This is a genomic window from Pseudomonas palmensis, assembly GCF_049942755.1.
GTDB classification, from domain to species: Bacteria; Pseudomonadota; Gammaproteobacteria; order Pseudomonadales; family Pseudomonadaceae; genus Aquipseudomonas; species Aquipseudomonas palmensis.
In genome coordinates this window covers 5,775,330-5,796,532 of the sequence record NZ_CP187958.1, presented here as the reverse complement: position 1 = coordinate 5,796,532, position 21,203 = coordinate 5,775,330, and the positions used below count along the sequence as shown (strand labels likewise).

General features: G+C 65.9%; 24 protein-coding genes. 14 read left to right on the top strand and 10 right to left on the bottom strand.

Annotated features, from left to right (window positions below):
• Positions 1-11 precede the first annotated feature (11 nt).
• Positions 12-638: a response regulator transcription factor gene (locus tag ACPRTJ_RS26765; protein WP_088514900.1), complete on the top strand. Its 627-nt coding sequence runs from the start codon at positions 12-14 to the stop codon at positions 636-638.
• Positions 639-713: 75 nt separating this feature from the next.
• Here ACPRTJ_RS26765 and ACPRTJ_RS26760 read toward each other — a convergent pair whose 3' ends face one another.
• Positions 714-1,034, bottom strand: a complete 321-nt coding sequence (locus ACPRTJ_RS26760; protein WP_043861132.1) for a DUF883 family protein — start codon at positions 1,032-1,034, stop codon at positions 714-716.
• 130 nt (positions 1,035-1,164) lie between these two features.
• Between ACPRTJ_RS26760 and ACPRTJ_RS26755 the strand changes: the two genes are divergently transcribed.
• Complete coding sequence (locus ACPRTJ_RS26755) at positions 1,165-1,419, top strand: hypothetical protein (protein ID WP_043861131.1); 255 nt, start codon at positions 1,165-1,167, stop codon at positions 1,417-1,419.
• A 14-nt stretch (positions 1,420-1,433) separates the two neighbouring features.
• On the opposite strand, the gene ACPRTJ_RS26750 is transcribed toward ACPRTJ_RS26755, so the two are convergent.
• On the bottom strand, positions 1,434-1,922 hold the full coding sequence (locus tag ACPRTJ_RS26750; protein ID WP_043861130.1) for an LEA type 2 family protein: 489 nt from the start codon (positions 1,920-1,922) through the stop codon (positions 1,434-1,436).
• Positions 1,923-2,103: 181 nt separating this feature from the next.
• On the opposite strand from ACPRTJ_RS26750, the gene ACPRTJ_RS26745 reads away from it, so the two are divergent.
• The 3 genes from ACPRTJ_RS26745 (at position 2,104) to zapE (ending at position 4,794) form a co-directional block, all read left to right on the top strand.
• Positions 2,104-2,403 carry a hypothetical protein gene (locus tag ACPRTJ_RS26745; RefSeq protein ID WP_043861129.1) on the top strand — a complete coding sequence of 100 codons (300 nt, stop codon included), beginning with the start codon at positions 2,104-2,106 and terminating at the stop codon, positions 2,401-2,403.
• 28 nt (positions 2,404-2,431) lie between these two features.
• A complete protein-coding gene (locus ACPRTJ_RS26740; RefSeq protein WP_302099072.1) occupies positions 2,432-3,580 on the top strand; it encodes a PQQ-dependent sugar dehydrogenase in 1,149 nt (382 codons plus the stop codon).
• Between the two features lie 104 nt (positions 3,581-3,684).
• Complete coding sequence (zapE, locus tag ACPRTJ_RS26735; protein WP_426427696.1) at positions 3,685-4,794, top strand: cell division protein ZapE; 1,110 nt, start codon at positions 3,685-3,687, stop codon at positions 4,792-4,794.
• A 6-nt stretch (positions 4,795-4,800) separates the two neighbouring features.
• On the opposite strand, the gene ACPRTJ_RS26730 is transcribed toward zapE, so the two are convergent.
• Entirely contained in the window at positions 4,801-5,235 is a 435-nt protein-coding gene (locus ACPRTJ_RS26730; protein WP_043861126.1) for a YqaA family protein, read from the bottom strand.
• A 10-nt stretch (positions 5,236-5,245) separates the two neighbouring features.
• On the bottom strand, positions 5,246-5,677 hold the full coding sequence (locus ACPRTJ_RS26725; RefSeq protein ID WP_043861125.1) for a DUF411 domain-containing protein: 432 nt from the start codon (positions 5,675-5,677) through the stop codon (positions 5,246-5,248).
• A gap of 268 nt (positions 5,678-5,945) precedes the next feature.
• On the opposite strand from ACPRTJ_RS26725, the gene ACPRTJ_RS26720 reads away from it, so the two are divergent.
• The 3 genes from ACPRTJ_RS26720 (at position 5,946) to ACPRTJ_RS26710 (ending at position 8,094) form a co-directional block, all read left to right on the top strand.
• Positions 5,946-7,082, top strand: a complete 1,137-nt coding sequence (locus ACPRTJ_RS26720; RefSeq protein WP_043861124.1) for a sterol desaturase family protein — start codon at positions 5,946-5,948, stop codon at positions 7,080-7,082.
• Positions 7,083-7,152: 70 nt separating this feature from the next.
• Positions 7,153-7,899, top strand: coding sequence for an SDR family oxidoreductase (locus ACPRTJ_RS26715; RefSeq protein WP_043861123.1), 747 nt, complete (start codon positions 7,153-7,155; stop codon positions 7,897-7,899).
• 9 nt (positions 7,900-7,908) lie between these two features.
• The gene (locus ACPRTJ_RS26710; RefSeq protein ID WP_043861122.1) at positions 7,909-8,094 is read left to right on the top strand and encodes a DUF1289 domain-containing protein; all 186 of its coding nucleotides are present in this window, start codon (positions 7,909-7,911) and stop codon (positions 8,092-8,094) included.
• A gap of 41 nt (positions 8,095-8,135) precedes the next feature.
• On the opposite strand, the gene ppk2 is transcribed toward ACPRTJ_RS26710, so the two are convergent.
• From ppk2 to ACPRTJ_RS26690, 4 genes are all read right to left on the bottom strand, one after another.
• Complete coding sequence (gene ppk2, locus ACPRTJ_RS26705; RefSeq protein WP_043861121.1) at positions 8,136-9,170, bottom strand: polyphosphate kinase 2; 1,035 nt, start codon at positions 9,168-9,170, stop codon at positions 8,136-8,138.
• A gap of 205 nt (positions 9,171-9,375) precedes the next feature.
• Positions 9,376-10,737 (bottom strand): LLM class flavin-dependent oxidoreductase, encoded by a 1,362-nt coding sequence (locus ACPRTJ_RS26700; RefSeq protein ID WP_255000081.1) that lies wholly within the window; start codon positions 10,735-10,737, stop codon positions 9,376-9,378.
• Positions 10,738-10,754: 17 nt separating this feature from the next.
• A complete protein-coding gene (locus ACPRTJ_RS26695; protein WP_078481093.1) occupies positions 10,755-11,735 on the bottom strand; it encodes an aliphatic sulfonate ABC transporter substrate-binding protein in 981 nt (326 codons plus the stop codon).
• 283 nt (positions 11,736-12,018) lie between these two features.
• A complete protein-coding gene (locus ACPRTJ_RS26690) occupies positions 12,019-12,942 on the bottom strand; it encodes a hypothetical protein (protein WP_426427691.1) in 924 nt (307 codons plus the stop codon).
• Between the two features lie 268 nt (positions 12,943-13,210).
• Here ACPRTJ_RS26690 and ACPRTJ_RS26685 point away from each other — a divergent pair, with 268 nt between their 5' ends.
• Both ACPRTJ_RS26685 and ACPRTJ_RS26680 read left to right on the top strand, forming a co-directional pair.
• Positions 13,211-13,498, top strand: a complete 288-nt coding sequence (locus ACPRTJ_RS26685) for a hypothetical protein (RefSeq protein WP_043861117.1) — start codon at positions 13,211-13,213, stop codon at positions 13,496-13,498.
• Positions 13,499-13,765: 267 nt separating this feature from the next.
• Positions 13,766-14,962 (top strand): HPP family protein, encoded by a 1,197-nt coding sequence (locus ACPRTJ_RS26680; protein ID WP_043861116.1) that lies wholly within the window; start codon positions 13,766-13,768, stop codon positions 14,960-14,962.
• On the opposite strand, the gene ACPRTJ_RS26675 is transcribed toward ACPRTJ_RS26680, so the two are convergent.
• Entirely contained in the window at positions 14,903-15,766 is an 864-nt protein-coding gene (locus tag ACPRTJ_RS26675; protein WP_054916507.1) for a LysR family transcriptional regulator, read from the bottom strand. The two genes, ACPRTJ_RS26680 and ACPRTJ_RS26675, sit on opposite strands and share 60 nt — an antisense overlap.
• Positions 15,767-15,910: 144 nt before the next feature.
• Between ACPRTJ_RS26675 and ACPRTJ_RS26670 the strand changes: the two genes are divergently transcribed.
• From ACPRTJ_RS26670 to ACPRTJ_RS26655, 4 genes are all read left to right on the top strand, one after another.
• Positions 15,911-16,855 carry a LysR family transcriptional regulator gene (locus ACPRTJ_RS26670; RefSeq protein ID WP_043861114.1) on the top strand — a complete coding sequence of 315 codons (945 nt, stop codon included), beginning with the start codon at positions 15,911-15,913 and terminating at the stop codon, positions 16,853-16,855.
• 85 nt (positions 16,856-16,940) lie between these two features.
• A complete protein-coding gene (locus ACPRTJ_RS26665) occupies positions 16,941-18,353 on the top strand; it encodes a DOPA decarboxylase (RefSeq protein WP_229590250.1) in 1,413 nt (470 codons plus the stop codon).
• A gap of 206 nt (positions 18,354-18,559) precedes the next feature.
• Positions 18,560-19,729 (top strand): p-hydroxyphenylacetate 3-hydroxylase oxygenase component, encoded by a 1,170-nt coding sequence (locus tag ACPRTJ_RS26660; RefSeq protein WP_043861112.1) that lies wholly within the window; start codon positions 18,560-18,562, stop codon positions 19,727-19,729.
• A gap of 62 nt (positions 19,730-19,791) precedes the next feature.
• Complete coding sequence (locus ACPRTJ_RS26655) at positions 19,792-20,736, top strand: p-hydroxyphenylacetate 3-hydroxylase reductase component (protein WP_043861111.1); 945 nt, start codon at positions 19,792-19,794, stop codon at positions 20,734-20,736.
• 61 nt (positions 20,737-20,797) lie between these two features.
• Here the strand turns inward: ACPRTJ_RS26655 and ACPRTJ_RS26650 are convergent, their stop codons facing one another.
• Positions 20,798-21,187: a VOC family protein gene (locus tag ACPRTJ_RS26650; RefSeq protein ID WP_088514873.1), complete on the bottom strand. Its 390-nt coding sequence runs from the start codon at positions 21,185-21,187 to the stop codon at positions 20,798-20,800.
• Between the last annotated feature and the right edge of the window lie 16 nt (positions 21,188-21,203).

Here is a 21,203-nt window from a genome sequence, read left to right as displayed (position 1 = left end):
AGGGGATTTCCATGCAGGAACCGAAGGTCTACGTGGTCGACGACGACCAGGGCATGCTCGACTCCACCGTCTGGCTGCTGGAGTCGGTGGGCCTGCAGGCGCTGCCGTTCACCAGTGGCCAGGCTTTTCTGGAGGCCTGCGATGCGGCGTTGCCGGCGTGCGTGCTGCTGGATGTGCGCATGCCCGGCATGGGTGGGCTGAGCGTGCAGGAAGCCTTGCGCGCCCGGGGCGTGCAGGTGCCGGTGATCTTTGTCAGCGGGCATGCCGATGTGCCGATCGTGGTACGCGCCTTCAAGGCCGGGGCCATCGATTTCATCGAGAAGCCCTACAACGACCAGTTGTTGCTCGACAGCGTGCAGGATGCCCTGGGGCGCTCGTCACGGGTTCAGGTCAGCAGTCGCCAGCGCGATGAAGTGCAGGGGCGCATCGACAGCCTCACCCCGCGTGAGCGCGACGTGTTCGTGCCCCTGGTGCAGGGCTATACCAATCGGGAGATTGCCGAGCAGTTGCAGGTCAGCGTGAAGACCGTGGACCTGTACCGTTCGCGGGTGATGAAGCGCATGCAGGCCGAACACCTGCCGGACCTGGTGGGGATGGCGATTGCGTGTGGGGTGGTGGACCCCTTGAAACTGCGTTGAATGCATCGCGGGTCAAGCCCGCTCCCACAGGTACAGTGCAAGCCTGTGGGAGCGGGCTCGACCCGCGATTGGGTGTCAGGAGCGACGTCCCAGCAACAGCCCGACCACCAGCCCGAAGCCCGCCGAAATCGCCACGGTCTGCCACGGGTGGCCGCCAATGTAATCCTCGGTGGCATCCACCGCCGGCTTGGCCTTTTCACGCACGCCGCCCACCGCATCAAGGGCCTGCTTGAGCTTGAGGCCCACCTGTGCGCGCAGGGTCTCGGCTTCTTCGCCCACCAGGGTGGAGCTGTCCTTGAGCAGCTTGTCAGACTCTTCGATCAGCGCCTGCAGTTCGCTGAAGGCCTGGTCCTTGATTTGTTCGGCATCGGCTTTAAGGGTGCTTTTCCTGGCCATGTACGCTTCCTCGTTGAATGATGGTCACTGTATCAATGGATGCCTGAGCGCGCCGAAAGTTGCAGCGCCTTGGCGGCGCTCGGTGGCTACAGTGTAAGATAGCCCCCATTTTCAAGTGGCAGGAATCCCCATGAGTTTCAATCTGGCCAACATGAGCTTCGCCGAGCGGGCACAGATCGAGGACGAGAAGTCGCGACTGTTCGAACTCTGGCAATCGAACCTGGGCAAGGCCAAGGCCGAAGCCGCGCGGCTGATCAGCGAGAAGCCGCGGCGCAAGGGCAAATGGGCCGAGTGGGTGCGGGCCGAGCTCGACGGCATGTCGCCGCCGGAGTTCGCCAACATGGTGCGCAGCGAAGTCAACAAGCTGATGGCGGCTGCCAAGTAGCCGACCCCCCAGCGCTACCACGCCGTATCGGTGGGCTTGGGCAGCGCCAGCCGCCCGCTGTCGGTGAAGCGCATCGTGCCGAAGGCGCCCCCGGCCAGCTTGCCGCGCAGCACATAGGGCATGCCATCCAGGTTGCTCACCCGGCTCAGGCCCACGGCCTGGCGCAGCATCGAGAACGCGGTGATGCTCACCGGAATGCTCAGTACCGCTTCGTCATAGCGCCCGATGCTGCCGTGCTGATCGCTGACCCCGGTTGCCAGCGGCTGGCCATTGACCTCCAGGTTAAGCGCCACGCCGTTGTAGTCGATGGGCGTTTCATTGGGGTTCTGCACCCGCAGTTTCACCGCCATGCGCATTTCCAGGTCCTGGCCGGGCAGCGGCTCGATGCCGATCACGCTGATGGTCAACGGGTCGCGCCCCTGCAGCAACGCGCAGGCGCTCAGGCTCAGGGCCAGCAGCAGGCCCAGGCCGACACGCAGGGTATGACGCAGGAAACAGGGCATGGGGCTTGGCTCCGGACAAATGTCTCTGCAGTGTGGCAAATGCCTGGCGCGGTTGAAAGTGGCGCAAGCAGCGTAACAATCTGAATCATCTCTGGCCCGGCAACGGGTTTCGTCGCGAACCTCTCGCGCCGTAGGCTATCCAACGCCTGGGGCCACTGACGTTGTGCAGGAGATGAACGCGATGAACCGATGGTTGCCGGCACTGACCGGCGCAGCACTGAGCCTGATACTGGGTATGCCTGTTCAGGCCGCCGACGCGGGCAATCCCTACAACGACCCGGTGCGCCGCGCCAACCCCAATTCCCAGCAGGGCACCGTGCGTTCCACGCCACCGCCGCGCGGGCCTTCCACCCAGCCGCTGCCGCGCCCACCCACCCTCGACAATGGCGGCATCGGCAACGGCCAGAACCTGCGCCGTGAACAGGTGCCGCCGCGCCTGGACCCCTCCCGCCCGCCGCGCGAATCGACGCGTACGCCCTGATCGCTTGGCCCACTGCAAGGAACCCTGCATGTCTTCACGTACCTGGCTACTCTCCCTCTGCGCTGCGGCGCTGTTTCCGCTGACCGCCACCGCCGCCCCCGAGCGCACCTTCCCCAGCGAGGAAGGCCAGCTCACCGTCAGTACCCTGGCCGAGGGGCTGAAAAACCCCTGGGCGCTGGCGTTCCTGCCCGACGGGCAGGGCATGCTGGTGACCGAGCGCCAGGGCAACCTGCGCATCATCAGTGCCGACGGCAAGGTCGGTTCGCCGTTGAGCGGCGTGCCGCAGGTGTGGGCCAAGGGGCAGGGCGGGTTGCTCGACGTGGCGCTGTCGCCGCAGTTCGAGCAGGACCGCATGGTCTACCTCTCGTATGCCGAAGGCGGGGGTGATGGCGACACGGCCGGTACTACCGTGGGGCGCGGCCGCCTGTCGAGCGACAACCTGCGCCTGGACGACTTCAACGTGATCTTCCGCCAGCAGCCCAAGCTGTCCAGCGGCAACCACTTCGGTTCGCGGCTGGTGTTCGACCGCGACGGCTACCTGTTCATCGCCCTGGGCGAGAACAACCAGCGGCCCACCGCCCAGGACCTGGACAAGCTGCAGGGCAAGGTGGTGCGCATGCTGCCCGACGGCCAGGTGCCCAAGGACAACCCCTTTGTCGGCCAGAGCAACGTGCGCCCCGAGATCTGGTCGTATGGCCATCGCAACCAGCAGGGCGCGGCATTGAACCCGTGGACAGGCGAACTGTGGACCAACGAGCACGGGCCTCGCGGCGGCGACGAGATCAACATTCCCAAGCCGGGCAAGAACTACGGCTGGCCCCTGGCGACGCACGGCATCAACTACTCGCTGCTGCCGATACCCGAGGCCAAGGGCAAGCGCGTCGAGGGCGCGGTGGACCCGCTGCACGTGTGGGAGAAGTCCCCGGCCATCAGCGGCATGGCGTTCTACGACAACCCGCGTTTCAAGGCCTGGGACCACAACCTGTTCATCGGCGCGCTGGCCGCCCAGGAGCTGATCCGCCTGCAACTGGATGGCGACAAGGTGGTGCATGAAGAGCGCCTGCTTGGGCAGTTGAATGCGCGTATTCGCGATGTGCGGGTGGGGCCGGACGGCTTTCTCTATGTGCTGACCGACGAGAGTGACGGTGCGCTGCTGAAGGTGGGCCTGACGCAGTAAGCGGCGGCGCGTCCTTTGCCGGCAAGGCCGGCTGCTGCAGGCGAAGCACGCCCCGCAAACGTCACTGATGCTACCCTTGGCCTTTTTCCGCACAGGCCCCCGGCATGTCCAGCCTCACCCCGCTGTCGTTGTACCAGCAATCCATCGAGCTCAATGGCTTTGTCCCCGACGCTGCGCAGCAGCATGCCGTCGACTGCCTTCAAGCCTGCTTCGAGGCTCTTGAGCGCGGCGAGGTGGCGCGTGGGGTATACCTGTGGGGCCCGGTCGGGCGCGGCAAGACCTGGCTCATGGACCAGTTCCACCGCTGCCTGCAGGTGCCCGCCCGCCGCCAGCACTTTCACCACTTCATGCGCTGGGTGCATCAGCGCCTGTTCCAGCTCAACGGCACCGCCGACCCCTTGCAGGCCCTTGCCCACGGCCTGGCCGAAGAGATCCGCGTGCTGTGCTTCGACGAACTGTTCGTCAACGACATCGGTGACGCCATCATTCTCGGTCGCCTGTTCCAGGTGCTGTTCGACAGCGGCGTGGTCATCGTCGCCACCTCCAACCAGCCGCCGGCGCAGCTCTACGCCGACGGTTTCAATCGCGAACGCTTCGTGCCGGCGATTGCCGCCATCGAGCGGCACATGCACGTGGTGGCGGTGGACGGCGGCCAGGACCATCGCCTGCATCCCGGTGCCGAACTGCAACGCTACTGGGTGCGCCAGCCGGGCCAGCCCAGCGCGCTGGGCCAGGTGTTCGAGCAGTCGAGCGCGGGTGAACCGGCCACCCGCGAGGACCTGAGCCTGGGCTACCGCACGGTCAAGGTGGTGCGACGCAGCACCTCGGCGGTGTGGTGCACTTACAACGAACTGTGCGAGCAGCCCCTGGCCGCCATGGACTTCATGGCCCTGTGTGATCGCTTCAAGGTCATTCTGCTGGGCGAGGTGCCTGCACTCGGGGCCCGGCAACGACCGGGCAGAATCGCCCGCGGCACCGAGGACGGCGCCGAGCGGGTAGTGGCGGGGGATCGCGAACTGCCGCAGCTGTCGATTCACGACGACAGCGTGCGGCGCTTCATCGCGCTGGTCGATGAATGCTATGACCGCCGCGTGGCGCTGTACGTGGAGGCCGAGGTGGCACTCGAGGCGCTGTATACCGAAGGCTACCTGGAGTTCCCATTCCGTCGCACCCTCAGCCGGCTGCGCGAGATGCAACTGCAACGCTTCTGCTGAAGCCGCTCAGCTGTGCACCCAGCCCAGGGTCAGCAGCACCAGCACCAGGTAACGCCCGGCCTTGGCCACGGTCACCAGCAGCATGAAACGCCAGAATGGCTCGCGCATGATCCCGGCGATCAGCGTCAGCGGGTCGCCGATCACCGGCATCCAGCTCAACAGCAGCGACCACTGGCCATAGCGCTGGTAGCGCTGCTGGGCCCTGTCCAGCTGGGCCTGGCTGAACGGAAACCAGCGCTTGTCGCGCAAGTGCTCGATACCCCGGCCCAGCAGCCAGTTGACCACCGAGCCCAGTACATTGCCGGCGGTGGCAATCGCCAGCAGCAGCAACCAGGCATCAGGTTCGTGCAGCAGCAGCCCGACCAATACCGCCTCGGACTGCAACGGCAGCAGGGTGGCGGCGCCAAAGGCGCTGAGGAACAGCCCCCAGCCGCTCAGCATGGCGCCGTGCTCACGGGTAGTTGGCGACCACTTCGTCGGTGCCGTCGCGGGTCAGGCCGATGACCTGGTAGGCATCCTTGTGATCGCCCATTTCCATGCCTGGCGAGCCCATCGGCATGCCCGGCACGGCCAGGCCGCGCAGGTCGGGACGCTTGGCCAGTAGCTGGATCTGCTCGGCCGGCACATGGCCCTCGACGAACTTGCCGTCGATCACCCCGGTGTGGCACGACGCCAGGCGCGGCGCCACGCCCAGGCGCTGCTTGACTGCACTCATGTTCGGCTCCACATGGTCATTCACGCTAAAGCCGTTGTCGCGCAGGTGGCTGATCCATTCCTTGCAGCAACCGCAGTTGGGGTCGCGGTACACATCGATGGTCTGGCCGGCCTGGGCCAGCGCACTCATGGCCAGCAGGCCGAAGGCAACGAAATTCTTTTTCAGCATCGTGGATCTCCGGGGCCGCCGTCAGGGCAACCCGCGTCTCGAATGATCGGTGGTCGGTCAGTGCAACAGGGTAACCGGGCTCATGGCTGGAGCATAGCCGGGTGAAGCTGTCGCCAGACTGAGCGCTGCATTACAGATTTGTAAGGTAGGACACTGCCTGCGTGACCTGTGGGAGCACTCGCTCCTCTAACCCCAAACGGTGGCGTCGTGCCTGGTCAGGGCGACCATCGGTGATGGAGTACCACAGTCAATCAAGGAAACATGACCCATGCAGGCACTCAAGGCCTACTTCAAGCGTCACGGGCACGAGCCGTTCCGGTTCGGTGAAGGGCGTATCAGCGGCTACCTGTCGGCCATGCTCGGCTTGCTCAGCCTGCTGGCGGTGCTGTGCTTTCTGTTCCCGCAGTGGCTGACCTTCGGCGAGTTCCGCAAGGTCTACAGCGAGCAGTTCGCCCGCACCCTGCTGCTGGCCGGGCTGGTGCTGGCGTTCAGCCTGGGCACCCTCAACATCCTGCTCAACCGGCGCAAGCGCCTGGGCTTCACCGGCATCAGCGCGGCGGGCCTGGCCGTGTTTCTGGGCGGCACCAACATTCAGACCGAAACCATCGGTCAAACCCCGTATTCCCTTGGCCTTGACTGGTTCGTGCTGGCGCTGCTGGTTTCGGCGATCATCTTCATCCCGCTGGAAAAGCTCTACGCCAAGGACCCGCAGCAGAACATCCTGCGCCCGCAATGGCGTACCGACCTGAGCTACTTCTTCGTCAGCCACATGCTGGTGCAGTTCATCCTGATCTTCGTCACCGCCTCGTCCACCTGGCTGGCCGGCTGGGTGGTGTCCGAAACGCTGCAGGCCAAGGTGCAGAGCCTGCCGATCGTGGTGCAGTTCGTGCTGGCGGTGTTCGTCGCCGACCTGGGGCAGTACTGGCTGCACCGCCTGTACCACGTGGTTCCGTGGATGTGGCGCTTCCATGCGGTGCACCATTCCAGCACCGCGATGGACTGGCTGGCCGGCTCGCGCATCCATTTCGCCGAAATCCTGCTGACCCGCACCGGCGTGCTGGTACCGCTGATCCTGCTGGGCTTCTCGCCGCAGGCGATGAATGCCTACGTGATCCTGGTGGGCGTGCAGGCGGTGCTGGCGCATGCCAACGTGCGAATCGACGGCGGCTGGCTGAACTACGTGCTGGTGATGCCGCGCTACCACCACTGGCACCATGCCCGGCACAAGGACTACATCTACAAGAACTACGCGATCCACCTGCCCCTGGTCGACATGCTGTTCGGCACCTTCAAGCTGCCGCGCAAGGAATGGCCGACCCGCTACGGCGTGTTCGGCAAGGACCTGCCCGAAGGCATCGTGCGCCAGCACCTGTACCCGCTGCAAAAGCCCGAGCCCAAGGCCTGATAGCCCTTTGCCCGCTGCCCCATGCTGCGTTAGCCTTGCCGGGTGAACGGCATTGGGGCCAGGAGTATCCATGGACAACGTGATCATCATTACCGGCGCCGGTCGCGGCATTGGCGCGGCCACTGCGCTGGCCGCTGCGCGGGCCGGCTACCGCATCTGCATCAACTACCTTGCCGATGACGCCTCGGCCCATCGCGTGCTGGAGCAGGTGCGCGCGCTGGGTGCCGAGGCGATCACGGTGCGCGCCGATGTCAGCGTCGAGGATGAAATCATCCAGCTGTTCCAGCGTGTCGACAAGGAACTGGGCCGGGTCACGGCGCTGGTCAACAACGCCGGCACCATCGGCCACCAGAGCCGGGTGGAAGAGATGTCCGAGTTTCGCCTGCTCAAGCTGATGAAAACCAACGTGGTGGGGCCGATGCTGTGCGCCAGGCATGCGCTGCAACGCATGTCGACCCGCCATGGCGGGCCGGGCGGTGCCATCGTCAACGTGTCATCGGTGGCCGCGCGGTTGGGTTCGCCCAACGAGTATGTCGACTACGCCGCCTCCAAGGGCGCGCTGGACACCTTCACCCTGGGCCTGGCCAAGGAAGTGGCGGGCGAGGGCGTGCGTGTCAATGGCGTACGGCCGGGCTACATCTTCACCGACTTCCATGCCCTCAGCGGCGATGCCGAGCGGGTCCGCAAGCTGGAACCGGGCATCCCCATGGGCCGTGGCGGGCAGGCGGCCGAAGTGGCCGAAGCGATCCTGTGGCTGCTGTCGGACAAGGCCTCCTACACCACCGGCAGCTTCATCGACCTGGGCGGTGGGCGCTGAGCGCGCAGCATGGCCAAGGATATCGACAACCCGTGCATCTCGGCGTGCAAGCTCAGCGGCGAGCTGTGCGTGAGCTGCGGGCGCAGCAAGGACGAGATCAAGCAGTGGAAGCGCATGAAGCGGCCCGAGAAAATGGCCACGGTGGAGCGGGCGGCCAAGCGCCTGAAGGCCCTGAAGAAGAAAAACAAGCGCTAGGCCGCAGGTAGCGCGCCATCCTGACGCGCCCCCAGCGGTGGTCAGTGGGTGTTGACCAGGTCCTCTTCCTCCAGCCCGCGCGAGGCGCGGCCGACCAGCAACGGGTCGGGCTGGTGGGCGACTTTCGGGTCCTTGTCGGGGTAGTCCAGCGTGTGCAGGAAGTGGCGGATGCAGTTCAGGCGCGCGCGCTTCTTGTCGTCCGACTTGATCACGGTCCACGGTGCATCGGCAGTATCGGTGTGGAAGTACATCGCCTCCTTGGCGGCGGTGTACTCGTCCCACTTGTCCAGCGACTTGATGTCGATGGGCGAGAGCTTCCAGTGCTTGAGCGGGTCGTCACGGCGCGAGATGAACCGGCGCAGTTGCTCTTCGCGGTTCACCGAGAACCAGAACTTGAACAGCAGGATGCCGCTGTTGCACAGCATGCGTTCAAGCTCCGGGGTCTGACGCATGAACTCCAGGTACTGCATCGGCGTGCAGAAGTCCATCACCCGCTCGACGCCGGCGCGGTTGTACCAGGAGCGGTCGAAGAAGACCATTTCACCGGCGGTGGGCAGGTGCTGGATATAGCGCTGGAAGTACCACTGGCCCTTCTCCTGGTCGGAAGGTTTTTCCAGGGCCACGATACGTGCGCCACGCGGGTTCAGGTGCTCCATGAAGCGCTTGATGGTGCCGCCCTTGCCGGCGGCATCGCGGCCTTCGAACAGCACCACGATGCGCTGGCCGGTGGCTTTTACCCAGTTCTGTACCTTCAGCAGCTCTATCTGCAGCTCATGCTTGGCCTTTTCGTACTCGGCGCGGCGCATGCGGTTGCGGTAGGGGTAATTGGCGGGCAGGGCGGCAGACACGCTGTCTTCGTTGGAGCCGCGACGCGGCGCACTGGCCACCTGCAGCGCGGCAGGCTCGTGGCTGATGGCACTGATTTCGATTTCGGCAGGGATCACCTGAGCAGGCTTGCGCGGGGCGCGTGGGCGGCGCGAACGAGTGACGGCCGCTTTGGGCGTGGCCGGCGAACTGCTGTCGTTGGACGAGGCGGATGGCAGGGGCAGGGGGTGTACGGTGGATTCTTCGCTCATGGTGGGCCTGTTTTGCGTTCTGATTTCCTCTATCTAGTGTAGGAGTGTGATTTTGCGATCTGTTGATCCTGGTCAATAGCGTGGAGGCAAGTGGCCATATATCACGCGGTAACGGTGGTGCTGCAATCGCGGGTCAAGCCCGCTCCCACAGAAACCGTCTAACCTGTGGGAGCGGGCTTGACCCGCGATTGCAGACGGCACGGTTTCAGATCTGCACCAACCGCCCCGCATGCTCAGCCGGCAACCGATCCCCACGCCCGAACAGCTTGTGGCGCAAGGTGCCTGCCTCATACTCGGTGCGATAGCGCCCGCGCCGCTGCAGTTCCGGCACCACCGTGTCGACCACCGCCTGCAGGTCATCCGGCACCACCGCGTAGGTGAGGTTGAAGCCGTCGATGCCGGTGGCATCCAGCCACTGCTCCAGCTGGTCGGCAATCTCCACCGGCGACCCCAGCAGCACCGGGCCACGCCCGCCCAGGCTGACGAACTCCGCCGCCTCGCGCACGGTCCAGCGCCGGTTCGGGTCCGACCTGGTAAAGGCGGCCAGCGCCGTGCGCCCGGCATCGTTTTCGATGTACTCGATCAGCGCATCCGGCTCCAGGTTGGAAAAATCGATGCCGGTCCAGCCCGACAGCAAGGCCAGCGCCGCCTCGATATCCACGTACTGGCGGTACTCGTCCAGCCTGGCCTGGGCCGCTTCGCGCGTGTCACCCACGATCAGCAGCGCCTGCGCGTATATCAGCACCTCGCCTTCCTGGCGCCCGGCCTCGCGCGTGGCCTGGCGAATGCCGTCCACATAGCTGCGCAGTACCGTCTGGGTCGGGCCGCTGATGAACACGCATTCGGCATGGGTAGCGGCAAAGCGCTGCCCGCGTGCCGAGGCGCCGGCCTGGAACAGCACCGGGGTGCGTTGTGGCGATGGTTCGCTCAGGTGCACGCCAGGCACCTGGAAGTGCGCACCGGCATGCCCGATCGGGTGCACCCGCGCAGGCTCCACGAACACCCCGCGGGACCGGTCGCGGACCACCGCATCGTCGTCCCAGCTCTTCTCCCACAGCTTGTAGAGCACCTGCAGGTACTCCTCGGCCAACTCGTAACGCTCGTCGTGGGCCAGCTGCCGGGCCAGCCCCAGGTTGCGCGCGGCGCTGTCCAGGTAGCCGGTGACGATGTTCCAGCCCACCCGCCCGTCGCTCAGGTGATCGAGTGTCGACATGCGCCGGGCGAACGGGTACGGGTGCTCATAGGTGAGGCTGAAGGTGATGCCGAAGCCCAGGTGCTCGGTGACCCCGGCCATGGCCGGCACGATCAGCAACGGATCGTTCACCGGTACCTGCACGCCGCCGCGCAGGGCTGCGTCGTGGCTGCCCTGGTACACGTCGTACACGCCCAGCACATCCGCGATGAACAGCGCGTCGAAACGTCCGCGCTCCAGCAGCCTGGCCAGCCCGGTCCAGTAGCTCAGGCGATTGAAATCGCTGCTGGTGTTGCGTGGGTGGCGCCACAGCCCCGGCGACTGGTGCGTGGCGGCGTTCATGCTGAAGGCGTTGAAACGGATGGGCTTGGACATGCTCGAATCGCTCGCGGTCAAGGCAGTACGGAGACGGGGTACACGGCGTCGGCGACCTTGAGCGGCTTGGGAATCAGGCCCAGGCCCTGGAAGGTGTCCGCCAGCTTCTGCTGTTCGGCCGTGATCTCGGGGGTGATGGCCACTGCGTTGTAGTTGCGACGCTCGCTGGCCACTTCCAGCACGTCGGCGCCGATACCCAGTTGCGGAGCCAGCAGGGCCGCCACTTCCTTGGGTTTTGCGTTGGCCCAGTTGCTGACCTTGCCCAGCTCGGTGAAGAAGGTCTTGAGCACACCACGGTTCTCGTCGGCAAAGGCTGGCGAAGACAGGTAGAAGGTGCGGTTGTTGGTCAGCCCGGTGCCGTCGCGCAGGGTCTTGAGGCCGGGTTGTTTTTCCGCTGCGGCGAGGAAGGGGTCCCACAGGGTCACGGCCTTGACGCTGCCCGATTGCAGGGCGGCCACGGCATCGGCGGCGTTGTTGACGTAGGCCGGGTCGATGTCCTTGTAGCTCAGGCCGGTGTCCTGCAGGGCCACGGCCAGCAGATACTGGGCATTCCAGCCGCGACCGGTGGCCACGCGCTGGCCCTTGAGGGCGGCGATATCGGCGACCTTGTCCTGCTCGCGCACCACAATGCCGATGCCGCGCGGGTAGGGCTGTTCGGCGGCCAGGTACACCACCGACTTGCCCGATGCCTGGGCGAACACCGAGGGCGCATCGGCGGCGTGCCCCAGGTCGATGGCGCCGGTGCTCAGGGCCTCGAGCAACTGCGGGCCGGCGGCGAACTCGTACCAGCTGACCTTGATGCCTTGCGGTGCCAGGGCTTTTTCCAGGGCGCCGGAGCCCTTGAGAATGTTGACGCTGTTGAACTTCTGGTAGCCGATACGCAGGTTCTTGGTTGGCTCGGCGTAGGCGGCCGGGCCAGGCAGTACCAGGCTGGCGAGCGCGGCAAAGGCACCGCCAAGCAGCAGGCGGCGCAGGGTCGAAGGAGGTTTGTTGGACATGGTGAGGGCTCCGCAGGCGGGTTCGTCAGGTGTTTTCTGGTAGGGCCTGAAAGTAAAGGCTGATGCCCGCGGAGTGCAATTTTTTTATTACTTTTAGTTAGAATAAATAGTTATTTTTATATCCTTTTTGAATTTATCGGCCGTGCCAGTCGCCCACAAAAAAGCCCCCGACGGGTCGGGGGCTTTGTGTGTGCATCAATGCATGAACAAGGCGATCAGAATGATGATCGGGATAGGCACACCGAGGAAGAACAGCAGTATCGAGCGCATGGTGAATCTCCTGTCAGAGGGTACGGGCAGTGGTGGGGTCGACGCGCACCGGGTCGGCCGTCAGGAACACGGCGGCATCACGGCGACGGCCACCCCAGATGGCGAACAGGCTGGCGAAGAACGCGCCGCACAGCAGCGCCACGAACATCCACAGCGCAGAGGCGGCAGCGGCCTTGCGTGCGGCGTCGGCCAGTTGCTTGGCCTCTTCGATGGCCTGGCGGGCTTCGGCGAACACGGTGTCGATGCGCTGTTCGGCTTCTGCCTGGCTGATCTGGGTGCGCTGGGCAATCACGTTGGCCAGGTAGGCACGGTCTTCGGCGTTCAGCTGGCCGTCGGTCAGGCCACGCACGAAGATGCGCGCGGCAATGCCGTGGGCCGCGTCATCGGTGACCGCCACCGGGCGTTCGTCACGGAACAGCATGTCGATGAAGTAGGCCGAATCGTCATTGCTCGCCTTGCTGCTGTTGGCAGCCGCGCCGGCACCAGCCGCAGCCACGCCAGAGGCCGCCATCGCGCCGGCCTGGACGCCGCCGCTCACCACCGAGCTCACCGAACCCACCACCAGCACCGCAGTTACCAGCGTGGCAAAGGCCCAGGCCAGGAAACCGTGGGCGGTATCGCGGAAATACACTTCATCGCCATGCAGGTTGGCCCATTTGACCCGCAGCCGCCCGGCGATGTAGCCGCCCAGGCCCGAGGCAATGATCTGCGTAAGCGCCAGCCACACGATGCTCGAAATACCCAGTTGCTTGGCCGTGGCGCCATCACCCGGCCACGGCGAGACAGCCGAGAACCCCAGGCCGAAGCCCAGCACGATAAGGATCAGCGACAGTGCGGCGGCACCGGTGGCACCGGCGAAGATGGCCGCCCAGGACACCCCTGAGTGGCTGGAGGTGTCCCCCGCGGGGACGGCGTAGGTATCGGCACTTGTAATCATTGTTGGTGCTCCAGTCATGAAATGGGTCTTCCCCCTCCTGTAGAGCAGTTGCTGTGCCAAATGCTACGAAATATTTATCCTTTCAAAATCAATCAGTTGTAAAGCCGAACCGTCCTAAGGCCATGCAGCCTGCATGAGTGCCCGTTTTGCCTCATGCAAATTGCAACCTTGCGCCCGACGGGGATTCCCCACACCCCGCCTGGTGGCTTACCCTAGCCGCCGGTTGGCGCCAGTGGGCGTCACGCATTCCTGCCGTTGGAGCTCTAGCATGTATCAAGACACCGCCACCGTGACCGTCAGCGCCGAATACGCAGGCAAGGAGACCGAGGCCGTGGACAATGCCAATGTGTTGATCGGGTTGAAGGTCGATGGCGAAACCCGCTTCACGGTCGAGTTCAACGGCAAGCTGGACGCCCCGCAGGACCCCACCCACATCTGCGTCACCCTGAGCAACGGCCTGTCCTATCACGGCGAGATCACCGATGGCAGGGCCGATGAAGTGGGTGGCTACATCGCCTTCGACTGCGACGGCATCGACCCGGCACTGCTTGGCTGATTCGGCCGTTCAGGCCCGGTCAGCGGCAGGAGCGCAGCCTTGCGCTCCTGCCAGAATCCTCCCGCCGGCTCATCCAGCAAAATAATTGCACTCAAGCTGCATTTTTTTGCGTTGGAGCCCATCCCCGCTTTTGTTCAGACTGCGCGCATCCGAACCCCCGGATTTCCATCTCCAGGGACGGAGCCCTTTGCGTATTGCCCCCTCGCGATACAAAGCCCCCTCGTCTTGGGCGGGCTTCTTTTATTTCAACAGGTACCAGGTCGTCGCATGTCCACCCGCCGTCTGAACAACTGGCTCGATCGCTTCATCCCCGCCGCGTTGCATATCCCGCCCAAAGAGTGGCTGCGGGCCGGCCTTGGCGCCGTGCTCGGCCTGCTGGTGGCCGGCGGGCTGTGCAGCGTGCTGTTCGGCAACGCCGTCACCCTGCACCTGATGGCCCCGCTGGCTGCGTCGGCGGTGCTGCTGTTCGGGGTGTCCTCGGGCGCACTGTCGCAGCCCTGGCCGCTGCTGGGCAGCTACAGCTGCGCGATGCTGGTGGGCCTGGTGCTGCACCACTGGCTGGGCGCGAGCCTGGTGGTGGTGTGCATGGCGCTGGTGCTGGTGGTGCTGCTGATGTGCCTGCTGCGCTGCCTGCACCCGCCGGGCGCGGCACTGGCGGTCAGCCTGGCGATGGCCGACCCGTCGCTGGCGAGCCTGGGCGCCCAGGTGGTCGAGCCGGTGCTGCTCAATGCCCTGTGCCTGCTGCTGGTGGCAGTGGTGTACAACCGCCTGACCGGCGTGCGCTACCCCAAGATCGTCGCCCCGCGGCCCGACCTGCACCGTACCCAGGATGCGCCCGTGAGCGAGCGGGTAGGGGTGAGTGCCGGCGACCTGGACCGCGCATTGAATGAACTGGGCGAGTTCGTCGACGTGACCCGTGATGATCTGGAGCGCATCATCCTGGCCACCGAGCGCCATGCCTTGCAGCGCAGCCTGGGCGGCATGACGGCTGCCCGGGTGATGTCGCGCGACGTGCAGTCCGCCAGCCCGGACACCACGCTTGAGCAAGCCTTCAAGATGCTGGGCGAGCATCGCCTGAAGATCCTCCCCGTGCTCGACGAGGCGCGCCAGCTGGTGGGTATCGTCAGCGTCGGCGACCTGCTCGATTCGGCAATGGCCGCACGCCGTTTCAGCTGGCGCGCGCTGTTCGGCCGGCGTCGCCCGGTGCGCCTGGAACAGGTCATGACCAAACCGGTACGCAGCGTGAACAGCGACGAACCGGCGGTGGCCCTGATCCCGCTGCTGTGCGACCAGGGCCTGCATTGCCTGCCGGTGCTCGAAGCCGGGCAACTGGTGGGGGTGGTCACCCAGACCGACCTGATCGGCGCGCTGCACCAGCAACTGCTGCAGCGCGAGCAGGCCGGTCTAGATCAGCGGGTCCCAGCGCTGGGACCAGTCACTGTCCCCCGCGACCACGCCGCGTAACAGGCCAAACGCCTGTTGTAGCGCTGCCGAGTCGCGCTCGCGGGCGTACACCAGGTAGGTCGGGTAGGTGAACTCCGGCGCCTGCAATACCCGTTCGAGCACGCCGCAGTCCAGGTAGCTCTGCACCACGCGGGCGCGAAAGTAGCCGCTGCCGCCGTGTTCGAGGATGTACTGCAAGGCCATCGGGCCGAGGTTGAAGCTCAAGGCAGGGCGCGCGTGCTCGGGCAGCGCCGCGTCATGCTGGCGGCGGAACGCCTCGCCCCAGTCGATGTAGATATACGGCTCGGGCTGGCCGGCACGGCGTACGCACACCAGCTTCTCTTCCAGCAATTGCTCCACCTGCACCCCCGGGCCGTACCCCGGCTGGTACACCAGCGCGGCATCCAGCAGGCCCATGTCCAGTTTGCGCAGCAGCGTGTCGCTGTCGCCCACCTCGCTGCGGATGGCATGGCTGGGCACCTCCTGATGCAGTACGCGAACCCAGTCCAGCAGCAGCGGGTTGCACAGGCTGACTTCGCCGCCGATGTGCAGCACCTGGTAGCCGCCGGCGGGCAACGGCAGGTCGCGCCGCGCCGCCTCCCAGGTGTGCACCAGCTGGTTGGCGTAGGCCACGAAGCCCTTGCCGTCGGCGGTCAGGCTGGCGCCGTTGCGGCTGCGCACGAACAATTGGCAGCCGAGCAACTGCTCGAGCTTCTGCACCCGTGCGCTGATCGCGGTCTGGGTCACGTGCAGGTGCTCTGCGGCGGCCACCAGGCTGCCGCTGCGCACGATTTCGATGAAGGTACGCGCCAGGTCGATATCCATGGGGGCCTCGTGTTCTACCAGTGCACAGTCTAGAGCTTTCAGTGCCCTTGTAGGAGCCGGCCTTGCCGGCGAAGGCCACGCAACGGATTTTGCGTCAGGCACAAAACCCCTTAGCCTAGGGCGACTACACCGCCGGAGCGCGCCTTGAACCCCACCTTCGCCTCGTTGAGCCTTGCGCACCTGCGTACCCTCGACACGCTGTTGCAGCTCAAGAACCTCAGCCATGCCGCCGAGCGCCTGGGCAGCAGCCAGTCGGTGCTCAGCCGCCAGCTGGCGCACATGCGCGAAGCCTTCGACGACCCGCTGCTGGTTCGCCAGGGCCGCGGCTATGTACTCAGCGAACGGGCCCAGGCGCTGGTGCTGCCCCTGCGCCAGGTACTGGGCGAGCTCGACGCCCTGCGCCAACCCGAGGCCTTCAGCCCGCAGCGCTGCGAGCGGCGATTCTGCCTGGCCGCCTCCGACTACATCGCCGAACACATGCTGCCGTTGCTGGTCAGCCGCCTGGCCGAGCAGGCGCCGGGGGTGTCGATCGACTACCGCAGCTGGTCGCCGGACCAGTTCGAACGCCTGGCCAGCGGTGAAATCGACCTGGCCACCACGCTGTTCGACAGCGCCCCGGCCAACCTGCACGGGCGCATGCTCGGCGAGGATCGCGCGGTGTGCCTGATGCACCGCGAACACCCGCTGGCCCGGCACGCCGAGCTGAGCCAGGACGACTACCTGGCCTGGGGGCACGTGCGCATCTGTGGCGGCGGCGACAAGGACAGCTTCATCGACCGCCACCTGCGCGGCCAGGGCCTTGCCCGGCGCATCACCCTGCAGGTGCCGTTCTTCTCGGCGGCGGTGCAGGTGGTGTGCGCCAGCCAGACACTGGTCACTGTGCCCGAACACATCGCCCGCCAGCTCAGCCGCCTGCACCCGGTGGTGTGGTGCCCGCTGGCGTTCGTCGAACACACCCAGCGCTACTGGGTGGTGTGGCACCAGCGCCTGCAGGCTTCGGCCGAGCACCGCTGGTTTCGTGCGCAGGTGTTCGAGCTGTGGCAGCAGTCGCAGTTCGGCGTCACCGGCAGCTATGTGGATTCGCCATAGCAGCTATGCGCGGCGCGGCGTGTTTCAGCGGCCAGCCAGCGCCTAGACTCGCTGGCACTGCAATCACCCCCACAGGAGCCAGCGCGTGAGCCCAGAAGAATTTCGCCAGCAAGGTCACCAACTGATCGACCGCATCGCCGATTACCGTGCCAATGTCGCCAGCCTGCCGGTCATGGCCCAGGTCGAGCCGGGCTACCTGAAGCACGCCTTGCCCCAGGCCGCGCCGCAGCAGGGCGAGCCCTTCGAGCAGATCCTCGCCGACGTGGACCAGCTGGTGATGCCCGGCCTGTCGCACTGGCAGCACCCGGACTTCTTCGGCTACTTCCCCTCCAACGGCACGTTGTCTTCGGTGCTGGGCGACTTTCTCAGCACCGGCCTGGGCGTGCTCGGCCTGTCGTGGCAGTCGAGCCCGGCGCTGAGCGAGCTGGAGGAGACCACGGTCGACTGGCTGCGCCAGATGATCGGCCTGTCCGGTGCCTGGAGCGGGGTGATCCAGGACACCGCCTCCAGCAGCACGCTGGTGGCGCTGATCTGCGCCCGCGAGCGCGCCAGCGACTACGCGCTGGTCAAGGGTGGCCTGCAAGCGCAGGCCCGGCCGCTGATGATCTACACCAGCGCCCAGGCCCACAGCTCGGTAGACAAGGCCGCGCTGCTGGCCGGCTTCGGCAAGCACAACATCCGCTACATCGAAGTCGACGAAGCCTTCGCCATGCGCCCTGAAGCGCTGGCAGCGGCCATCGAGCAGGACCTTGCCGCAGGGCTGCAACCATGCGCGGTGGTCGCCACCACCGGCACCACGGCCACCACCGCCCTCGACCCGCTCGAACCGATCGGCCGCATCGCCCGCGCCCATGGCCTGTGGCTGCATGTGGACTCGGCCATGGCCGGTTCGGCGATGATCCTGCCCGAATGCCGCTGGATGTGGACCGGCATCGAGCAGGCCGACTCCATCGTGGTCAATGCGCACAAATGGCTGGGGGTGGCGTTCGACTGCTCGCTGTATTTCGTGCGTGACCCGCAGCACCTGATCCGTGTGATGAGCACCAACCCCAGCTACCTGCAGTCGGCGGTCGATGGCGAAGTGAAGAACCTGCGCGACTGGGGCATCCCGCTGGGGCGCAGGTTTCGTGCGTTGAAGCTGTGGTTCATGTTGCGCAGCGAAGGCGTGGAAGGCTTGCAGCAACGCCTGCGCCGCGACCTGGGCAATGCTCGCTGGCTTGAACAGCAGGTAGGTGCGGCGCCGGGCTGGGAGGTGCTGGCGCCGGTGCAGTTGCAGACCCTGTGCATTCGTCACCAGCCTGGCGGGCTGGAAGGCGAGGCACTGGACCGCCACACCCGCGCCTGGGCCGACCGGCTCAATGCGTCGGGCGCGGCGTATGTGACCCCGGCGACGTTGAACGGGCAGTGGATGGTGCGGGTGTCGGTGGGCGCGTTGCCCACCGAGCGCGAGCATGTGGCAAGGCTGTGGGAGCGGTTGCAGCAGGTGGTCAAGGGCTGATCCCTGCGGCCCCTTCGCCGGCAAGGCCGGCTCCTACCGATAGCAGGCGCCGGCCTTGCCGGCGAAGAGGCCCATGAAAAGTACAACCTTGCCTGTGGAAGGTGCATTTTCCCCCCGTCACACCCATCCCATACTGGCCCTGCATCCGCCGCCAGCTGCCCACCTCGCAGCCCGGCCCGGACATCCAATAATAAGCAGGGCCCTCCATGAAAAAGCCAAACCCGCTGCTTGAAGACCTCAAGCCACTGTTGCCGACCATCGCTGCCAACGCCGCCCGTGCCGAGCAGGATCGCCAGGTACCCGCCGAAAACATCGCGCTGCTCAAGGGCATCGGCCTGCACCGCGCCTTCCAGCCCAAGCTGTATGGCGGCCTGGAAATTTCCCTGCCCGAATTCGCCGACTGCATCGCCGCGCTGGCCGGTGCCTGTGCCAGTACCGCCTGGGCCATGAGCCTGCTGTGCACCCACAGCCACCAGCTGGCGATGTTCCCGGCCCGGTTGCAGGAAGAGATCTGGGGCACCGACCGCGACGCCACTGCCAGCAGCAGCATCGCGCCGTTCGGGCGTATCGAGGAGGTCGAGGGCGGCCTGCTGTTCAGCGGCGAGATGGGCTGGAGCAGTGGCAGCGACCATGCCGAATGGGCCATCGTCGGCTGTCGCCGCGCCAACGCCGAAGGCACCCAGGACTACTGCTTCGCCGTGCTGCCGCGCAGCGACTACGTGATCCGCGACGACTGGCACGCTGCGGGCATGAAGGGCAGCGGCACCAAGACCCTGCTCATCGACAAGGCCTTCGTGCCCGAGTACCGCATCCAGAAAGCCAAGGACATGATGGAAGGCAAGTCCGCCGGCTTCGGCCTGTACCCGGACAGCAAGGTGTTCTATTCGCCGTACCGGCCGTACTTCGCCAGTGGCTTTTCCACGGTCAGCCTGGGGGTGGCCGAGCGCATGCTCCAGGCCTTCCGCGAGAAGACCGCCAACCGCGTGCGCGCCTACACCGGTGCCGCGGTTGGCGCAGCCACCCCCGCATTGATGCGCCTGGCCGAGTCCACCCACCAGGTGGCCGCCGCGCGGGCCTTTCTCGAAAAAACCTGGCAGGAACACGCCGACCACAGCGCCCGCCACCAGTACCCCAGCCGCGAGACCCTGGCGTTCTGGCGCACCAACCAGGGCTACGCGGTGAAGATGTGCATCCAGGCCGTGGATCGCCTGTTCGAAGCCGCAGGCGGCACCGCCTGGTTCGAGGCCAACGAGATGCAGCGCCTGTGGCGCGACTCGCACATGACCGGCGCCCATGCCTACACCGACTACGACGTCTGTGCGCAGATTCTCGGTCGCGAGCTGATGGGCCTGGAGCCCGACCCGAGCATGGTGTGAACACCGCGCCCTGCCCATAACAACAACGTACGGCTGCCCTGGCGGCAGCCGGGGAGTCTTGCATGTCTACTGAACCTGCCGTGGCCTTCGACAGCCGCGCGTTCCGCCGCGCCCTGGGCAACTTCGCCACCGGCGTCACCGTGGTCACCGCCGCCGATGCCGCGGGCAACAAGGTCGGGGTCACGGCCAACAGCTTCAATTCGGTCTCGCTGGACCCGCCGCTGATCCTCTGGAGCCTGGACAAGCGCTCCAGCAGCCTCGCGGTGTTCGAGGCCGCCAGCCACTTTGCGGTGAACATCCTGGCCGCCGACCAGATCGAGCTGTCGAACAACTTCGCCAAGCCACGGGAGGACCGCTTTGCCGGCATCGAGCACCGGGCGGGCGAGGGGGGCGCACCGCTGCTGGCCGATTGCGCCGCGTGCTTCCAGTGCGAACGCCATCAGCTGCTCGACGGCGGTGACCACTGGATCATGCTGGGCAAGGTGGTAGCGTTCGACGATGGCGGGCGTTCGCCGTTGCTCTACCACCAGGGTGCGTACTCGATGGTGCTGCCGCACACCCGCATGACCCGACGCGAAGAGGGGCAGGCCCCCAGCAGCCATTTTCAGGGGCGCCTGAGCCACAACCTGTACTACCTGATGACCCAGGCGCTGCGTGCCTACCAAGCCAGTTACCAGCCGCGCCAGCTGTCCAGTGGCTTGCGCACCAGCGAGGCGCGCATGCTGATGGTGCTGGAGAACGATGCGGGGTTGAACCTGGCCGACCTGCAGCGCGAGGTGGCGATGCCGGCGCGAGAGATCGACGAGGCGGTGGCCAACCTCAAGCGCAAGGGGCTGGTGTGCGACAGCGAGGCGGCCGGGCATGTGCGCCTGAGCGTGGCCGGCATCGACCAGACCGAGGCCCTGTGGACGATTGCGCGCGAGCAGCAGGACACGGTGTTTGCCGCGTTCAGCGACGAGCAGATCGAGACGTTCAAGACGGTGCTCAAGGCGGTGATTCGCGCGTGAGCCAAAGGCTTTGCCAGCAAGGACGGCCTCTGTAGGCGCCAGCCTTGCTGGCCAAGCGCTTTCAACCCATTGGCGAGCACAGCTCCACCAGCACCCCGGCCGGGCAGCGCAAATAGGAAACCGTCTGGCCCCAGGGCTTGCTCTGCGGCGCCCTGATTTCCTCGGCGCCGTTGACCAGGGCATTGGCGTGGGCCGCCACGACCTTCTCGGTCACCAGCGCGATCTCCATGCCCAGGGGCTTGTGGCTGTTGCTGGCGGCAACGAAACCTTCCGGGAAATTCGACTCGCCCAGTTCCAGCGACGCGAAGGCCAGGGTGGTTGGCCCGGTGTCCAGCTCGCCGTAATCGCCGGACTCATGCAGAAAACGACGCTTCAGGCCGAAGGCATTCTCGAAGAAGCTCAACGATGCCTCGACATCGGGTACATAAACGATGGTGTAGCCCAGTTTCATACACATTCCTTGTCGG

Excerpts from the sequence above, each read along its gene's own strand:
- ACPRTJ_RS26765 (WP_088514900.1), top strand. The coding sequence starts at position 12 with ATGCAGGAACCGAAGGTCTACGTGGTCGACGACGACCAGGGCATGCTC.
- ACPRTJ_RS26760 (WP_043861132.1), bottom strand. The coding sequence starts at position 1,034 with ATGGCCAGGAAAAGCACCCTTAAAGCCGATGCCGAACAAATCAAGGAC.
- ACPRTJ_RS26755 (WP_043861131.1), top strand. The coding sequence starts at position 1,165 with ATGAGTTTCAATCTGGCCAACATGAGCTTCGCCGAGCGGGCACAGATC.
- ACPRTJ_RS26750 (WP_043861130.1), bottom strand. The coding sequence starts at position 1,922 with ATGCCCTGTTTCCTGCGTCATACCCTGCGTGTCGGCCTGGGCCTGCTG.
- ACPRTJ_RS26745 (WP_043861129.1), top strand. The coding sequence starts at position 2,104 with ATGAACCGATGGTTGCCGGCACTGACCGGCGCAGCACTGAGCCTGATA.
- ACPRTJ_RS26740 (WP_302099072.1), top strand. The coding sequence starts at position 2,432 with ATGTCTTCACGTACCTGGCTACTCTCCCTCTGCGCTGCGGCGCTGTTT.
- zapE (WP_426427696.1), top strand. The coding sequence starts at position 3,685 with ATGTCCAGCCTCACCCCGCTGTCGTTGTACCAGCAATCCATCGAGCTC.
- ACPRTJ_RS26730 (WP_043861126.1), bottom strand. The coding sequence starts at position 5,235 with ATGCTGAGCGGCTGGGGGCTGTTCCTCAGCGCCTTTGGCGCCGCCACC.
- ACPRTJ_RS26725 (WP_043861125.1), bottom strand. The coding sequence starts at position 5,677 with ATGCTGAAAAAGAATTTCGTTGCCTTCGGCCTGCTGGCCATGAGTGCG.
- ACPRTJ_RS26720 (WP_043861124.1), top strand. The coding sequence starts at position 5,946 with ATGCAGGCACTCAAGGCCTACTTCAAGCGTCACGGGCACGAGCCGTTC.
- ACPRTJ_RS26715 (WP_043861123.1), top strand. The coding sequence starts at position 7,153 with ATGGACAACGTGATCATCATTACCGGCGCCGGTCGCGGCATTGGCGCG.
- ACPRTJ_RS26710 (WP_043861122.1), top strand. The coding sequence starts at position 7,909 with ATGGCCAAGGATATCGACAACCCGTGCATCTCGGCGTGCAAGCTCAGC.
- ppk2 (WP_043861121.1), bottom strand. The coding sequence starts at position 9,170 with ATGAGCGAAGAATCCACCGTACACCCCCTGCCCCTGCCATCCGCCTCG.
- ACPRTJ_RS26700 (WP_255000081.1), bottom strand. The coding sequence starts at position 10,737 with ATGTCCAAGCCCATCCGTTTCAACGCCTTCAGCATGAACGCCGCCACG.
- ACPRTJ_RS26695 (WP_078481093.1), bottom strand. The coding sequence starts at position 11,735 with ATGTCCAACAAACCTCCTTCGACCCTGCGCCGCCTGCTGCTTGGCGGT.
- ACPRTJ_RS26690 (WP_426427691.1), bottom strand. The coding sequence starts at position 12,942 with ATGATTACAAGTGCCGATACCTACGCCGTCCCCGCGGGGGACACCTCC.
- ACPRTJ_RS26685 (WP_043861117.1), top strand. The coding sequence starts at position 13,211 with ATGTATCAAGACACCGCCACCGTGACCGTCAGCGCCGAATACGCAGGC.
- ACPRTJ_RS26680 (WP_043861116.1), top strand. The coding sequence starts at position 13,766 with ATGTCCACCCGCCGTCTGAACAACTGGCTCGATCGCTTCATCCCCGCC.
- ACPRTJ_RS26675 (WP_054916507.1), bottom strand. The coding sequence starts at position 15,766 with ATGGATATCGACCTGGCGCGTACCTTCATCGAAATCGTGCGCAGCGGC.
- ACPRTJ_RS26660 (WP_043861112.1), top strand. The coding sequence starts at position 18,560 with ATGAAAAAGCCAAACCCGCTGCTTGAAGACCTCAAGCCACTGTTGCCG.
- ACPRTJ_RS26655 (WP_043861111.1), top strand. The coding sequence starts at position 19,792 with ATGTCTACTGAACCTGCCGTGGCCTTCGACAGCCGCGCGTTCCGCCGC.
- ACPRTJ_RS26650 (WP_088514873.1), bottom strand. The coding sequence starts at position 21,187 with ATGAAACTGGGCTACACCATCGTTTATGTACCCGATGTCGAGGCATCG.